Genomic DNA, 15870 nt, shown 5'->3' on the forward strand with positions numbered 1-15870 from the left:
ACGCATTTTTGCTGAATTTTGAAGCAACCCTATTTCTTTTGAAAAGGTTGCGGAATAGTTTATAGTTTTAGATAATATTTTAAAAGTATAGAATTAGTGCCTACTCATTAATTGTAATATTCCATTCTATTTTTTTCATTCTTTCTTTCAACAATTTTATTGTTTTTAGTACTTCATTTTCATCGGGCAATTGACCATGCACTAATTTACTAAATTCTTGTTCATACGTTGGTACTAAATCTTTCTTCCATATATCATCAATTTCTTTGAAAAAGAAACTTTCGTTGGGATGATTATTAAGCCATTCGTTATTATTTCTAAAGCTTTTTATATCGTCTTTAGCAACCTTTAATAGCATGTTTGTAAAATCTTCTGATTCAACAAAATTTTTAAATTCTGGTTGTATTATCAGCTGATGAAGGTCATAGGGGTGTCTAATTTTCTTTTTTAAATCTTCAATGGGATTTTCCGAGTAAGAAAATCTTACTAAACTCATTATTTTTTCACAAATAGTTCTTGAAGGTTCAAGTACATTCATTTCGAATGCTTGTAATCCAAATTTCTTGACAAGATCAATTTGTTTGTCTTTTTCTAATGTCTCTCCAATTAAGGATTGGATACTTCTTTTACTATAGGGTTCATGATGCCCGAGCCAGCTGGATTCTAATACTATAAAATCTCTTACCTGTCCGAAGTCTCCCTTGAATAGTTTATCATAGGAATGAGCTGTTTTTCTATTCATTCCCATTTTTCGTGTTATTCCATAAACTTCAATTTCTGGAAGCTCATCCTCTATTGCCAGACTTATTTCTTTGAGTTTAGTCTTCAGTTTACTATCTGTCTCATTTTCGTTTCTTAAAACAACTAAATCTATGTCTTCTGAGAATCTCTCTATTAATTTGTAACATTTTGAGAGTGCGGTTCCTCCTTTGAAGACAACATCTTTTCCAATAGTATTCTGATGGATTTTATATAGAGCCAAAGTAACCCAGTAATCCTTTTCCACATAAATAGAACGTATCTTCATTTTATCAGCAGTAAATCGTATGGCTTGTTCAAATAGTTTTTTATCGTGATGCAAATTCATATGAGATTCCATTTTTTTGATTGTCCTAAAATATTTCCAATTCCCATAAAATTATATTTTGTGATTGGATTCAAGGTTTTAAGAATACTGTCAGAATAGGTTTCCAAATGAAGTTCATCCAATAATGCTCCTAATAATGATCGGGTAGAAGGTGGGTACTTTTGAACCAGTCTTACTAATTGTTCTATATCTTTTATTTTGTAATCAGAAGCTATAGATAGTAAACGTCCAATTGCTTTCTCATTTGAAGTGTCGGGGATTTTTTTAATGAATTTTAAACAATCCAGAAACTGTAAATAGGGGATGTTTTCTTTGTTAATAACATTCGGTTGTTTGATGAAATTAATTATATATCTCTCTCTTCTTAAAAAGGGTCTTGTGTTATTTTTTCCAATTTGTATGGTGTTACTTACTTGAGACGTAAGACCCAAAGAATTGTAGATGCTATAACCGGTAAGATATCCAGTGATTTTATTGTTTTCCTCTAGTAAATCTTTTACAATCTGATATTGATCTGGGAGTAGCTCTCCAAATACAGTTGACTCTGGTTTATAAAATTTTCCCTTTGATATTTTTTTTATTTTGCCCTTTTCTGCTAATCTATTTAAAGCTTTTATAACAGCTTCTTTATTTTTTACCGATAGGGTGAAATCCTTATAGGTGAAAATATATCCCGTGGCTAATCTGTCAATCTTATCTTTAACAATATCAGATGTTTTCATCTATTAATACTTTTAACAAATATAATAAAATGTCCAGTTATTTACTAAAAAAACTGGACAAAATTGATAGATTATTTGGAGTTTATTGGTAGTCACTGTACCTTTGCAACATTAGTTGCAAAGGTACAGTGACTACCTAATCTTCTACTACTGGGCGATGAATTTTATAGAACTTATTACTTCAAAATCTGAAATCTTATAGTCATCATAAAAGAAAAGTCCATTAATATATCTCTTTATTGGATGGTATAAATCTTTAGGAAATAATCCATTTTGAATGGTCTTATAGTCATTGGAAATACTGAAGTATCCTCTAAATTTTCCTCTGCCATGTTTTAAAAACCAATTCTGGTTAGATATTTTGTTATCTTATGTCTATTAAAATTAGGATTTTTATTGTTATTGGTAATTAAAAAATAGTCTTTAACATAAAATGTTCTAATATTACTGATTGCATTGCAACTATTATCTTTCCAAGCTTCTAAAGTAGGTTTCTGTATGTACGAAACATTATGAAGTTCACATTCTATTTTAATCACATCATTTAGACAAATAAAATAATCACCATCAACTAATAAAGTTTTTTTGTGCAAGTAAATTCCAAATGCCATTTCGGAAATTTCTTTATCTGTATAATCAAGAATGTTTTTTGATTTTCCGTAAAGTTTATAAGCTAATCCAGATGATTCAGGATTATTCTTAATTTTATCTAATTTAGATTTAGTTAGAATTTTGATTTCATTCATGATTTGCTTTTTAATTCTTTATATATAATTTGTACTAATTTATATCTTATCTAAAATGTGCCAATTGTCTATAAATAATTTTAGTGAACCATAATTAATTGTTTCTCTTTTAGAACCAATACTTGATCCATAAAATTTTTCCAAGTTTAATAGAATAGATTCACCATCAATGATGTAGAAAGTAGGCTGTTCTCCAATATTATTCAAAACGACAAATATGAAATAGTGACCTTTTAATTTACTTTTGTCTACTGTATATGAATTATGAGAGCGTAGCGTCTTGACTTGTATTTTAATAGGTTTTGATTCGTCTTTAAAAGCTATTAAATCGACAGATTTAGCATTACCAAATGTTAAAGAGACTTGAAAATTTCTTTTTAATAATTCTGCGGCAACGAAAAATTCTCCACTAAGACCTACTTTTTGTTTGTCAAAAATTTCATTTCCTATATCCATTATTGAGACAAATATTTTAAGAAATATTAAGTTTGTCAAAAAGTATTTTATTCCTTTCTTTAGCATTTTTAATGACTTTCTTGAACGGAATAACTTCTACATATGCTTTATACTTTAATTCATCAGATGTGTAAAATCTAAAATATCCTATGTTGTCAGGCATTTTAGTGAACATTTCTTCCCTTAGTATATATTCCAAAGTACTTGTGATGTCAGCTATGATATAGCAATAAAAGGGAGTTGTCTTATCAGCTTCGATACTTCTTCCTTCGCTTTTGATTTCTTTATCAATAATTTCATTGATATATTTTCTCACTTGTCTGATAGGATCCTTTTTGGGATCTCCTAAGACATAATCATTTCTATATGGTTTTTTAAATTCAACTATTGTAAATGATTCATTTGGAAATTTATCTTCGGAAAAAAGTGTTGCTTTATCAAAAATTTCTTCTTGTCTAATAATCAAATCAATTCTATCTGTAGAATTAGAATTTAATTGTTGAATTTGATTAAATGTTTTATCAGAAGCCAACAAGTTGTTAAAGGTTAGTCTTTCGTCTAAAAGCCACAGGTTCTGCTTTTCATGTATAACTGTTCCTTTGTCTTCTTTTATTGGAAAGAACAAACTGTGAAGTATATCTTCATTATAAAATTTTTGGGTTGAATCCCATTTTATAAGTTTATCCAGCATGTCAATTACAGAGCGTCTGTGAACAACATATCTTGCTAGATCTGTTTTACCAACTTCATTAAATTCTGACCAAAATCTATCATACAATTTTTTATAATCTTCTAAGGATGTAATGTCTTTTTTTTCATCTAGCAACTTGATACCTTCTATTTTTACCTCCAATTTCCATTCACTTTCAATTTCATATAGTTTTACATCGAGTTCTTTAGGTGTTAAGCCAGCAGGGATTTTTTCAACTTTATCTCTATTATATTCTATTACACTGGCATAATTTGGAAACTCGCTTTGTATAATAGGTATATATTGTTCGACTTTTTCCTTTCGAGTTTTACTAAGAAAGCTGGATAGTAATTCTTCAACTTTAAGTAATGTTTCTCTTCTTATTCTTGCAAGGGTTATATCATCATCACTTTCTGAATTTCCCTCTTCGTCATCGGAAAAATGAAAGTTTGTTCTTTCCTCATTAACTTTTTCATCTAACAATTTACTTAGCACAAAGACTTGATAATGATAACCTAATAATGAGTCGTTATCTTTAATTATATATCTTAGGTCTTCTATGTATTTTGATAGTCCCTCATCTTTTACCGTTCTTTCGTGAGCACAATAAAGTATTTTGTGACTAAGTGAATTAAAAGATTTTGTTATATAAACTTTAAACTCATAACTTCCAATATTAAAAGTGTCATCTAGAATCTCTGATTCAAATTCTGATTTAAATAGATTGAGCAAGTTTATCTCTTCATTATTTTGATTTCTAATTATAATTTCAGGAATGACTTTTTCTATAAAATATAATTGAAAATGAGTGATTATTTGCCTTGCAATATCTAAAAGATCTTTTGGGGCTTTCTTTTGGTATTCTGTTTCAAAATTTTCTAAAATTACTTTTGTACCTGTGATAGTTTTTTCTGATTCGGGATTTTCATACTTATCAAATCCTTCTTTTATATTTTTTTTATATTCGAAATTTCTACTATAAAATTTTCCATTTTCTGTATAAATACTTTCAACGACCATTTTAGAAAAAAGTTTTAAACAAACCAATCTTCCAATACCCTTACCTCCAATTTTAGCTTTTTTCTCGGAATCAAATTCTTGAAAGGAAATGAAATTTTCGTTGTTTAAACCTATCCCATTGTCACTTACTTCGAATGATTTTAGAGGATATTTATCAATAAAATCAAGTTCTTTTAGAGTGGATTCATCACCATTTCTTATAAGCTTAATAATAATTTTTCCTTGAAAATTTTTTTCGATATCTCGTTTTTCAAAGATAGCGTGGATGCTATTACTTACAACTTCGAATAGGGGAAGCAATGATTTGGTTTTAGGTATGTATAGCTTGTTTACTCTACTTCGTAAATTAGTTATATTTGATACTATAAAAGGAGTTGTTTTATCCGTGATCATGTGATTAGTTTTTTACAATTTACAGGTGTATTAAATTTTTAATTTAATCAAATTATTAGGCTTCCTGTATAAGCTCGGCAATTTCAGATGCGATTTCTTCAACTGTATATGAAGATGTATTTCTTGCTACTTTGTCGGCTATTGAAGGACTAAAATCTAAAACTTCTTTCTTTGTAATATTATGCCATATTGGTAATACGATTTGTTCACCACTTACGGATTTTGTTATAATTCCATCTAGTTCATAGTTAGTCCATCCTTTCTTGATGAAATCTTTAGATAAAACAACAATTCCAAAATTGCTGTTGGCTAGACCTTTATCAATTTTTCTTCTTAAACTATCTCCAATTTTCAATTCGAATTCATCATACCATACTTTTAATCCTTGATTGATAAGAGCTTGAGCAAGAGGCCTGACAACTTCATCTTTATCTTCAGAAGCGTGAGAAATAAAAACATCATATGTCTTTTCAATTTCTGAATCAGTCTCTGCTCTGTAGTCATCCTTATGAACTAAACTAGGAACGGTTGATAAGGCAGGCTCCCGTAGAGTGGGTAAAGGGCTTGGCAAAATTCTTATACTTGATTTTACATTTCCTCTTAGTCCTTGTAAATCAACAGTAACATGCCAATTTCCTGAAGTAGGAATTTGCAATCTTACAGGGGATTTTTTTGCTAATCCACCATAGTAAGTATGTCTTCTACCGTTTTTATAGTTTTGGAAATTTGAATTGTCCATTAAACGAACATTTGCGGCACTTCCTTGTAGATTTATTTCAACAATCTGTCCTCTTTCTTTTCTGCCTAAGTTATAGTGTGTGAAATTCATATGATTATAGTTTGAATCAAATGTAGTTAATTTTTGTGCTTTAAAACTATTTTTTTTAAAACAAAAAAATCTTAATTCTAGTTAAGATTTTTAATTTGATTTTTACTTAATGTAACTCAATTTAAGTCTTTAGGTTAGAGTTTTAAAAAATACAATGAGAATAAACTTTTTTATTCTTTTAGCAATTACTGTTACGTTCTAATTTTTAATTCGACAGACTTTTTTTAGGCCACCCCTTCTTTTAAATATCATTTCTAAAATTAGTTAAGAGCTTTTACTCAAAAAATTTAGTAATTTTAATTTCCTACAAATCAATAAAATCATTGAAATATGAACACCTCCAATAACGATATGTTTAATAAAACGAGAGTGTCTAAATCAATGAGTGAAAATGAAGTCATTGACCTTTTGTTAAATTGGAATAATGACCGTGAAAAAACTGATTTGAGATCATTCTTAAGTGGGATTTATTATCCTGATCCAAAAGCCTATTTTGATTTTCAGGGCTTTTACGTTACAAAAATAATCCTAAGAAATGAATTAAAACTAGAAGCAGGTAAAAAACCAGGCGATATTGATGTATTGATTATTCCTTTTAGTAAAGATAAAATATACTTTGAGAAAACTTCAGTGTACGAAATTAAAATTATCCGTCCAACAAGGAAAAACCCGGGCAGAAACGCAAATTCGTTAGGTGTTACTCAGGTTCAAGGCTTAGTAGAAGATGGCTTTCCCTTGGTGGGATTAATTCATGTCTCAATCACGGAACCTTTACCAGAAGCAGAAAAGCAAAGTATAAAATTTTCGACATTAAAAGCTAACAGTGGATCAGGATTAGAAGAAGGTAAATCTTTTGATGATTATCTTATTGATGTAAAGCTAGACCAGTTTGCTTGGTGGTCTTGTGATAATCAGCTAAGACGATTAATGACCCAGCAACTTCCGGATTTTATCGGAGTATCTAGTTATGGATTAGAATTCTATGAAGACAATCGTATTGTTATCTGTACTTCAGATGTTTGTCATCAAAAGTTAGCAACTTGTAATTTTAATCCTCAAACCTCAAATTTAACTATTCTCAAAATAAAACATCATTTTCTTCAAAATAGGAATAAGTATAAAGTGATAATAAATAAAGAATGTTCCTAGAAATAATTCTATCAATTTTTGATAAATAGGTCGGCTGTTTTATTTAGATCTGTTTTAGTTTTTCTTTACTTTTGTGAAAACTTACAATCATGAAAAAACTAATGATTTTATTTGCAGTTTTGTTTCTGCATCTGTGTTATTGTCAACTTAAGATGGATTCTATGGTAATTATGTACAGTAAGAATTCACTTATTTATCCAAGTATTAGTACTTCCTGCTACGGAAGTGGAAGTTATGATAGTAAATATCAAGATCACAATATGCTTTTTGTATCTGAGATTTCAGAATGTAAAAGTTATTCTGCTACAAAAGACATTATAGGTTTTTATTTTGATGGTAAGAAGTACTACATGGCTGACGAAGAAGAGCATAATAATGCATTTTTTCTAGATGGTCATCGAAAGCAGTTTTCAGAAATAAAAAATAAATTCGCAAACTATACAAGTTCCGAAAAAGACAGTCTTGATGATTGGTCAAGAAGGTTATCGGAAGTCTATATGCTTCAATTAAGAAAAGAAGCTTCAAATAAAGTTTTCAGCAAAGAAAAAAATGGTATTGCTATTCTTTCTGCACATCCAACTGAACAGTATTCGTTTACCGGTGCGGAATTTAAAATATTGAATTTTAGCAAAAAAACAATTAAATATATCACTTTCAATTTTTACGGAAAAAATGCTGTGAAAGACAGAGTTGGTAAGAATATAAGTAGAAAAGGTATTGGTCCGGTCGAAAGTTCTGCTACTGGTTCGTGGTCTTTCGATAGTGTTTGGTTAACAGATATTGTACAGACAATGAAATTAGTTTCAGTCAATATAATTTATATGGATGGTTCAACAAGAGCTATTCAGATTACTGACAACCATTGGCTGGATGAAGATGATTTAGACTATTTAGATCGATTGCTTGAATAAGGATTTCAAAAATCAAAAGTTTTCAAAGACAACAGTTTGGTTAATTGATTTAATTTCCAAATCAACCTCTCTTTGTCCCCACTTCCCGTTGTCGAAAACCTTGATAACGGAATTCTATACTTAAATAAAAAGACTCTGAGTTTAAGAAAAACAGAGTCTTTTTATTTGTTTGGAATTTATTAATGTATAACCAAATCCACATTTAATTTACCATATTTTCTTATAGCTTCATTTGTAGTGATATCTTCTTTAAAGAGATTTTTTTCCTGAATGCTATCTTTTATAAAAACAGTTAGTCTTTCTTTATTAGGAAGCTTGCTAAATTTTGCATTATTTACAAAACCAATTATAAAAGTGTGGACACCAGACTCAGGATTATTAGGCATAATTCGAATCATTTTTATCTCAGGTAGATCTAACAATAAATCTTTAAATTCTTTATTTTTATATTGATTGTAATTCTTTTGTACACTTTGAATTTGCGTTACTTCCTTTTTGCTTAGATTTTGACTGTATATAGAAAGCGACAAAAATAAAGTCAAAAACAAAAATGGTTTTTTATAATTTTTCATATTATTTTAGTTACAAGTTGATTGAGAATAGGTAGTACTACCATTTGAACTATTTTTTGCTGTATTTATTTTCTTAAAATTACCGTTGCTATCCATTTTTGTTAAAGCAACCCCTGCGTTGTATTTATCTAAAATATAGGATAAAGCGTTTTCATATCCTTGCTGATTACTCGTATTTGAATCAAACGCAATATCATTATATTCATCATTTACTGCAGTTGGAAAAATTGGGCCATATGGTGTTGACTTAGGTGGGTAATTACTAATAAAACTTTCAAAAAGTCCAGAGTTAGTAACAACTAATGCATAAGTTGAACCATTTGACGCTACAACATACATAGTCTGAAAAGTTGGATATACATTGTTTAGGCTTATTAGGCTATAAACATCACCTGCTGAAGGAGGGTTGGTTGATGGATGATTGTGAATATTTCCAACGGGATAGGGATAAGGATTGTTTATTTTGCCATTGTGCTCATCAAGAACCTGTACTCCAGTAGATTCAAGTGGTCCGTCTGGTGAGTTTGTTCCAAAAGCAACGCCGTTTTCTCCTCCATTTTGGTTATAACTATTTAACACCCCTTGTTTAGCTGTTCCGAATTTAGCATTTTTTGACAAATCTGTTGCTTTTTGTGAGCCAGCTTTAGCCTTGTTACAAGGGTCATTAGGGTTATTAGGATTAGGTACTGTCGTAGTAGGGGGAAGGGGAGGGTCTGGGTTTCCACCAGTACCTCCAGTGCCAGGAACCGTAATTATAACTTCAGGAATCTCCCCATGACAGATATTACAGAATGCACCAGGATGACTTCCTTTTAAAGCTTCATCTACCAATAACTCACCATTTACTATTTTCTTTTCAAAACGAATGGATCCGTCTAATGAAACATAAGAAACCACACCTGTCATATCAGCCATAATCTCATGGGCAGGAAGTTTGTAATCGGTTGCTGAAAAATTTTGGGAAGTGAATTTCCAAAGATGACCGCTAATTTTATTATTGTCGATTCTAAAAGTTAATTCTTCAATAACATCATTAATTTCACTTTTAATTGGAACAGAAATTAAATTGATTACATCTTCATTTTTGTATATCCTAATATTTTCCCATTCAATTTTTTTTCCTGAGACCATATACTTATCTTTTAAGTACACATTTTTAAGATAAGTAATAGGATTAGTACTGTCAAAAGTATCTGATTCTACTGTCTCATTGATACAGGATTGCAGAGAAAAGAGAAAGGTAGTACAAATAGTAATTAAAAACGATAAAAAAGTTTTCCTCATATTTTCATAGGTTTTAGTTTGGCCAAAAATAGGAGGATAAATAATTAAAAAAAAATAAAAAAGCCTTTGAAAAAAAATAATATTTACTATGGAATACCCTATAAATACTACAAAAATGGATTGGTATTATAAAGAAATTATTTAGTGTTATCAGATGTCGGAAATTTATTTTATTTAAATAAGGTCATAAGTGATTATTGAAGTTCTTTCTCTTTAAACTGAATAAAGATTTCATTTTCTTGACAGAATTGTTGAAAGTCTCTCAATGAAGAAATTGCTGAACCTTCATCTATGAAATGTTCTAAAGTATATTCTTTAAAAATGAACTTTCCGCCATTCTCGGAAATGAAAATATTGTTTTTCTGAAAAAGAATTTTCTCCCAATCTCTTAATTCAGTTTCTTGCCTCCACATCTTTTTCCCAATAACAAAAAAAAGCTTGGTTTCAGCTTTATCAACTGGAGTAAAGGTTTCCGTGTTTAATTTATTTGGCGTATTTTCATTCTGTTTAGAAGCATCATAATAACCGCTGTCATTTAAAATGAAAATTGAAAATGTTAAATCATTTTTTTTTGCAAATTTAAAATGGTAAAAATACATACCTAACCAATCCCAAGCCCAGTGATCCAAACTAACCCTTGTTCCATTTTTAAGGTGATCAGAAAAAACAGGATAGCCTTCATTAAACTCAAAATCATAATGACCTCCTATAAATGCAATTAGATTTTTTACTCTATCTTGATATTCAAAAAGTAATCTGTAGGCTTTTCTTACATCCAATAATGTATTGTTAATGTGGTTTTGCATATTCAAAAAGATTATTTGTTGTTGTATTAGAAATTGATACTCGAGAAAGATTTTTTAGTGGTGTGATTAGTCTTTCTTTCCCACAATTAAAATTTTTAGTAAACTTAAAAAAGTCAAATCTATGAGTGTCTATTTTATGCGTTTTAAAATCAACAATCCATTTTATAGTGTAGAATTGATGAAGCTCAAAACCTTTTATTATATCTTCCAAAATTCTTTTCTGAGGATTGAACAATTTTAAATTGAGTCGGTCAAAATTTTGATAATGTCTAACAATTGAAGATAGGAGCTGAGTCCAATTGGTTTTACAAGTAATAACTTCTAAATTTTCGTAGATGTAACTACTCTCAGGATTGTTATTATATAATCCGCCTAATTCTATATAGTATAATGGCTTATAGCTTTCATAGAACTCATTGTGATATGCTTTTATCTGATCATTTTTTTGATGTAGCGACTGCTGGTTCTTGTCCCATCTTTTAGCTTCTATGATAACATCAAAATTGTCGGTTCTAATAAAGATATCGGGCTCTATATAATTTTTGTTTGAGGTTCCTTCTGCACTCCAATGCTGCCAAAAATGAATTTCATTGATGGCAGTGACATTAGGTAGGTTACCTGCAATTAAAGAATTTCTTAAAATACACCAAAATATTTCATCTGGTAGGTATTTTAAGCCGTCGAAAGTAATAGAGACTAAACTATCTTCTTTAGTCTGTAGCTTGCTTTTCCTTTGGTAAAAATGAGATATCACAGTGCAATATAATTTTTAATATTTTATTTTACATCAATACTACATGAAAAAATATGTATTCTTGCTGTTAAATAGCAATTACTTGCTTTTATCGTATTCTAAGTAAGCTTCAAATTATAGTAAGATCTATTAAATATGAAGGAAAAGTAATGATTTAGATTTTCTGTATTATCTAGTGTTGATATTTCCTATTTCGGTTGCTAGTTGTATATTTGAAAGTTAAAACTGTTTACTCATATCAAATAAATATGACCAAAGAACAACATATTGAGGATGATTTAATAAAGCAACTAATTGAAGAAAAATATAACTATCGTCCAGATATTCGAAATCGTGAATCATTAGAAAATAATTTCAAAGCAAAGTTTGAAGCACTTAACCGTGTGAAGTTAAGTGATAGCGAATTCAACCGTTTAAAGGAAGAAATTATACAGCCTGATGAGTTTAAGGCTGCTAAATTATTACGCAATAGAAATACATTTTATCGCGAAGATGGTACGCCTTTACAATATACTTTGGTTAATATCAAAGATTGGTGTAGAAACGAGTTTGAAGTTATCAACCAATTGCGCTTGAATACCGAAAACAGCAATCATCGTTATGACGTTATTTTGCTTATAAATGGTTTACCTTTGGTACAAATAGAGCTTAAAACTTTCGAGATAAGTCCACGTAAAGCGATGCAACAAATTGTGGAGTATAAAAATGATGCAGGTAACGGATATAAAAACTCGTTGTTGTGTTTCATGCAATTATTTATTGTGAGCAACCGTAATAAAACCTATTATTTTGCTAATAATCGTTCACAGCATTTTATTTTTAATGCAGATGAACAGTTTTTACCTATTTACCAATACGCAGATGATCAAAATATTAAAATTAATGCGTTAGATAAATTTACCAGCAAGTTTTTGGCTAAATGCACGCTGGGTGAATTGATAAGTCGCTATATAGTCTTGGTAGAAACAGAGCAAAAAATATTAGTGATGCGACCTTATCAGGTTTATGCAGTTGAAGCTATTGTCAATTGTATTGATTAAAACCGCGGCAATGGTTTTATTTGGCATACTACAGGATCGGGTAAAACATTAACCTCTTTTAAAACTTCTACTTTATTAAAAGGCAATCCAAATATTGAAAAATGTTTGTTTATAGTAGATCGTAAAGATTTGGATAGACAAACAAGACTAGAGTTTAATAAATTCCAAGAAGGAAGTGTTGAAGAAAATACCAATACGGAGAGTTTAGTTCGTCGCTTATTATCTACAGACTATGCCGATAAGGTGATTGTAACAACGATTCAAAAATTAGGCATTGCTTTAGACCCTAAAAATAAAAATAACTATACAGAGCGATTGGCTCCACTCAAAGACAAACGTGTGGTATTTATTTTTGACGAATGTCACCGTTCGCAATTTGGCGATAATCATAAGGCTATAAAAGAGTTCTTCCCGAATGCACAATTGTTTGGCTTTACGGGTACGCCTATTTTTGACGATAATGCGACTTATAAAAAAATCGATGGCCAAGAAGGGCGTTACCAAACCACAGTAGATATTTTCGAGAAACGACTGCACGCTTATACCATAACGCACGCTATTGATGATAAGAATGTTTTGCGCTTCCATATCGATTATTTCAAAGCGGATGGCGTTCCAAAAGAGTTAATCACCGAAGCAGGGGCACGTAATGCCGTAGCAGAGGCGATTCTAAAAAAACACGATGGTGCTACCAATCAGCGCAAATTTAATGCAGTATTGGCTACAGCTTCTATAAACAATGCTATTGCGTATTATAAACTATTCAAAGAACTACAGGCGGAACGCAAAGCCTTGGACGAGGATTATCGTCCCTTAAATATTACTTGCGTATTTTCGCCACCAGCCCAGGTCATTGCCCAAAGTGGGGATGCTAATGCACAAAAAAATGCTGCCGATATCAAACAATTGCAGGATGATTTGGTCCAGGAAGCAGCAGACAACAAGGTGAATCCTGAAGAAAAGAAAGAGGCTTTAAAGGAAATTATTGCCGATTATAATAAGCAATACAAAACCAATCATACCATCAACGAATTCGATTTGTATTATCAAGATGTACAAGGACGTATCAAATTACAAAAATACAGCAACAAAGATGTTCCGCATCATGATAAAATAGATATTATTATTGTGGTAGATATGTTATTGACAGGCTTTGACTCACAATATTTAAATACATTATATGTAGATAAAAACTTAAAATACCACAGCTTAATACAAGCTTTTTCTAGAACCAATCGTGTACTGAATGATACCAAACCTTATGGTAACATCTTGGATTTTAGAAATCAGGAACAAGCCGTAAAAGATGCGATTGCGCTATTCTCTGGTGAGGATATTGGAAGAGCTCGTGAAATTTGGTTGGTAGATGAAGCACCGGTGGTCATTGAGAAGTATCAAGATGCTATTACAAAACTAAGCGATTTTATGGCGGTACATGGCTTAGACTGTACCCCAGACCAAGTAAGTAATTTGCGTGGTGAAGTAGCCAAAGTAGCATTCTTACAGCAATTTAAAGAAGTACAAAGGCTAAGAACTCAGCTTGAACAATACACGGACTTAGACGAGGCTCAAGTACAGCAAATAGAAACCGCAATGCCCGAAGATACTTTGCGTGGCTTTAGAGGAATGTACCTAGAAACAGCTCAGCAACTGCGCCAAGCTGAAAAAGGAAAAGATGAACCCGAAGATTCACCCGCTGAGCAATTGGATTTTGAATTCGTGTTGTTCTCTTCTTCCTTAATAGACTACGATTATATCATGGGGTTAATTGCCGAGTACACACAACGCGACCCTAAAAAACAAAAAATGTCTAAGGAAAAGTTAATTGCTTTACTGAGTTCTAGTGCTAACTTATTAGACGAACGTGATTTGATGATTGCCTACATCAACCAATTGCCATTGGATGAAGCATTGGATGAGCAAGCGATACGGGATGGTTACCAACTCTTTAAAAAGCAACAGCAAGACGCACAACTGGTTGCTATTGCAACAAAGCACGATATCCCATTAGACCTTTTAAAGCCTTTTGTAGAGCTTATTATACTTAGAAAGGTATTTGATGGGGAAAAACTAAACGACTTGACCGACCATTTGGACTTAGGGTGGAAAGCACGTGCGCAAAAAGAATTAGCGTTAATGGAAGATATAGTTCCTTATTTAAAACAATTAGCCGAAGGGCAAGAAATAGCGGGATTGATAGCATATGAATAACGATAATAAATTAATACCTAATTATAGATTTCCAGAGTTTAAAAATGATGGAAGTTGGCAGATATCACCTTTATCAGAAAAAATTGATTATGAGCGACCTGATAAATACATAGTTAAAAATACTAATTACATAAGTAAAGGAACTCCTGTATTAACAGCAAATAAAAGTTTTATACTTGGTTATACTGATGAAAATGATGGTATATATGACAATAATTTACCCGTAATCATTTTTGATGATTTCACAGTTGATAATAAATATGTTGATTTTCCTTTTAAGGTTAAATCATCCGCTATAAAAATTTTAAAAAATAAAAATGAAGATGATTCTTTAAAGTTTTTCTATGAACTTATGTCTCAAATAAAATTTGAGGCTAAAGAACATAAGCGTTATTATATTTCAGCATACCAAAAAATTGAATTACCAGTTCCTACAAACCCAGCCGAACAACAAAAAATAGCGGCTTGTTTAAGTAGTGTAGATGATGTGATTGCAGGACATGAGGAAAAACTAACGACATTAGAAGAGCATAAAAAAGGCTTAATGCAAAACCTTTTTCCACAAGAAGGAGCAACACAACCGAACTACCGCTTCCCTGAGTTTGAAAAAGATGGAGATTGGGTGGAGAAGAAAATTGGGGATATTGCGAACAGGATTACTTTAAAAAACAAGAATTCCAATATAAGACAGATTTTCACTAATTCAGCCGAACATGGAATAGTCAATCAAAGAGATTTTTTTGATAAAGATATTGCTAATCAATCTAATATTGAAGGATACTATATTGTAGAACCAGGGGATTTTGTTTATAATCCTCGTGTATCTAGTTTTGCTCCTGTTGGTCCTATTGCTAAGAATAATAAAGATTACCCGGGTGCGGTTTCTCCGTTATATACAGTGTTTAGATTTATAAATCCAAAAAATGATTTTTATGTATACTATTTTAAAACAAAACATTGGTTTAATGCGATAAGAAAAATTGCAAATATAGGAGCTAGATTTGATAGAATGAGTATTACATCTAGTCAATTTATGGAAATAGAAGTATTAATGACTGGCATAAAAGAACAACAAAAGATTGCCGCACTTTTATCTTCAATTGATGATTTGATAGTAGCGCAACGAGAAATGATAGAAGCCTTAAAAGAGCATAAAAAAGGATTGATCCAAGGCTTGTTTCCAAAAATTGAGGGTTAAG

At 30.8% G+C, this 15870-nt stretch carries 15 protein-coding genes and 1 pseudogene; 6 read left to right on the plus strand and 10 right to left on the minus strand.

The genetic code is table 11. The features are described 5' to 3' along the window. Window positions 1–100: 100 nt before the first annotated feature. The 6 genes from AC5P2S_RS06385 to AC5P2S_RS06410 all read right to left on the minus strand — a co-directional run bounded on the left by AC5P2S_RS06385 (window position 101) and on the right by AC5P2S_RS06410 (window position 5944). Window positions 101–1099: a nucleotidyl transferase AbiEii/AbiGii toxin family protein gene (locus AC5P2S_RS06385; RefSeq protein WP_494556628.1), complete on the minus strand. Its 999-nt coding sequence runs from the start codon at window positions 1097–1099 to the stop codon at window positions 101–103. Beyond that, entirely contained in the window at window positions 1084–1809 is a 726-nt protein-coding gene (locus AC5P2S_RS06390) for a DUF6088 family protein (protein ID WP_494556629.1), read from the minus strand. Before AC5P2S_RS06390 ends, AC5P2S_RS06385 begins: the two co-directional genes overlap by 16 nt. Window positions 1810–2144: 335 nt before the next feature. Continuing rightward, window positions 2145–2555, minus strand: a complete 411-nt coding sequence (locus AC5P2S_RS06395; RefSeq protein WP_494556630.1) for a hypothetical protein — start codon at window positions 2553–2555, stop codon at window positions 2145–2147. Window positions 2556–2594: 39 nt separating this feature from the next. Next, window positions 2595–3011, minus strand: a complete 417-nt coding sequence (locus tag AC5P2S_RS06400) for a group I intron-associated PD-(D/E)XK endonuclease (RefSeq protein WP_494556631.1) — start codon at window positions 3009–3011, stop codon at window positions 2595–2597. A 16-nt stretch (window positions 3012–3027) separates the two neighbouring features. After that, entirely contained in the window at window positions 3028–5115 is a 2088-nt protein-coding gene (locus AC5P2S_RS06405; protein WP_494556632.1) for an ATP-binding protein, read from the minus strand. A 55-nt stretch (window positions 5116–5170) separates the two neighbouring features. Then, window positions 5171–5944, minus strand: coding sequence for a DUF1883 domain-containing protein (locus AC5P2S_RS06410; RefSeq protein ID WP_494556633.1), 774 nt, complete (start codon window positions 5942–5944; stop codon window positions 5171–5173). A gap of 381 nt (window positions 5945–6325) precedes the next feature. Here AC5P2S_RS06410 and AC5P2S_RS06415 point away from each other — a divergent pair, with 381 nt between their 5' ends. After that, the gene (locus AC5P2S_RS06415; protein ID WP_494556634.1) at window positions 6326–7093 is read left to right on the plus strand and encodes a hypothetical protein; all 768 of its coding nucleotides are present in this window, start codon (window positions 6326–6328) and stop codon (window positions 7091–7093) included. Between the two features lie 89 nt (window positions 7094–7182). After that, a complete protein-coding gene (locus AC5P2S_RS06420; protein WP_494556635.1) occupies window positions 7183–8004 on the plus strand; it encodes a hypothetical protein in 822 nt (273 codons plus the stop codon). 179 nt (window positions 8005–8183) lie between these two features. On the opposite strand, the gene AC5P2S_RS06425 is transcribed toward AC5P2S_RS06420, so the two are convergent. The 4 genes from AC5P2S_RS06425 to AC5P2S_RS06440 all read right to left on the minus strand — a co-directional run bounded on the left by AC5P2S_RS06425 (window position 8184) and on the right by AC5P2S_RS06440 (window position 11420). Then, window positions 8184–8576, minus strand: coding sequence for a hypothetical protein (locus tag AC5P2S_RS06425; protein ID WP_494556636.1), 393 nt, complete (start codon window positions 8574–8576; stop codon window positions 8184–8186). A gap of 6 nt (window positions 8577–8582) precedes the next feature. Further along, window positions 8583–9860, minus strand: a complete 1278-nt coding sequence (locus tag AC5P2S_RS06430; RefSeq protein WP_494556637.1) for a hypothetical protein — start codon at window positions 9858–9860, stop codon at window positions 8583–8585. A gap of 194 nt (window positions 9861–10054) precedes the next feature. After that, window positions 10055–10639, minus strand: a complete 585-nt coding sequence (locus AC5P2S_RS06435) for a PM0109 family protein (protein WP_494556638.1) — start codon at window positions 10637–10639, stop codon at window positions 10055–10057. Between the two features lie 10 nt (window positions 10640–10649). Beyond that, the gene (locus AC5P2S_RS06440) at window positions 10650–11420 is read right to left on the minus strand and encodes a hypothetical protein (RefSeq protein WP_494556639.1); all 771 of its coding nucleotides are present in this window, start codon (window positions 11418–11420) and stop codon (window positions 10650–10652) included. Window positions 11421–11668: 248 nt separating this feature from the next. On the opposite strand from AC5P2S_RS06440, the gene AC5P2S_RS06445 reads away from it, so the two are divergent. The 4 genes and pseudogenes from AC5P2S_RS06445 to AC5P2S_RS06460 all read left to right on the plus strand — a co-directional run bounded on the left by AC5P2S_RS06445 (window position 11669) and on the right by AC5P2S_RS06460 (window position 15869). Further along, a complete protein-coding gene (locus tag AC5P2S_RS06445; protein WP_494556640.1) occupies window positions 11669–12460 on the plus strand; it encodes a type I restriction endonuclease in 792 nt (263 codons plus the stop codon). Between the two features lie 15 nt (window positions 12461–12475). Further along, window positions 12476–13786: pseudogene (locus AC5P2S_RS06450) on the plus strand (HsdR family type I site-specific deoxyribonuclease); the annotation flags it as partial. Window positions 13787–13819: 33 nt separating this feature from the next. Beyond that, complete coding sequence (locus tag AC5P2S_RS06455) at window positions 13820–14671, plus strand: type I restriction endonuclease subunit R, EcoR124 family (protein WP_494557010.1); 852 nt, start codon at window positions 13820–13822, stop codon at window positions 14669–14671. Further along, window positions 14664–15869 carry a restriction endonuclease subunit S gene (locus AC5P2S_RS06460; protein ID WP_494556641.1) on the plus strand — a complete coding sequence of 402 codons (1206 nt, stop codon included), beginning with the start codon at window positions 14664–14666 and terminating at the stop codon, window positions 15867–15869. The genes AC5P2S_RS06455 and AC5P2S_RS06460 overlap by 8 nt, the downstream gene beginning before the upstream one ends. The last annotated feature ends 1 nt before the right edge of the window (window position 15870 follow it).

Source organism: Epilithonimonas sp. 33E (assembly GCF_059372615.1).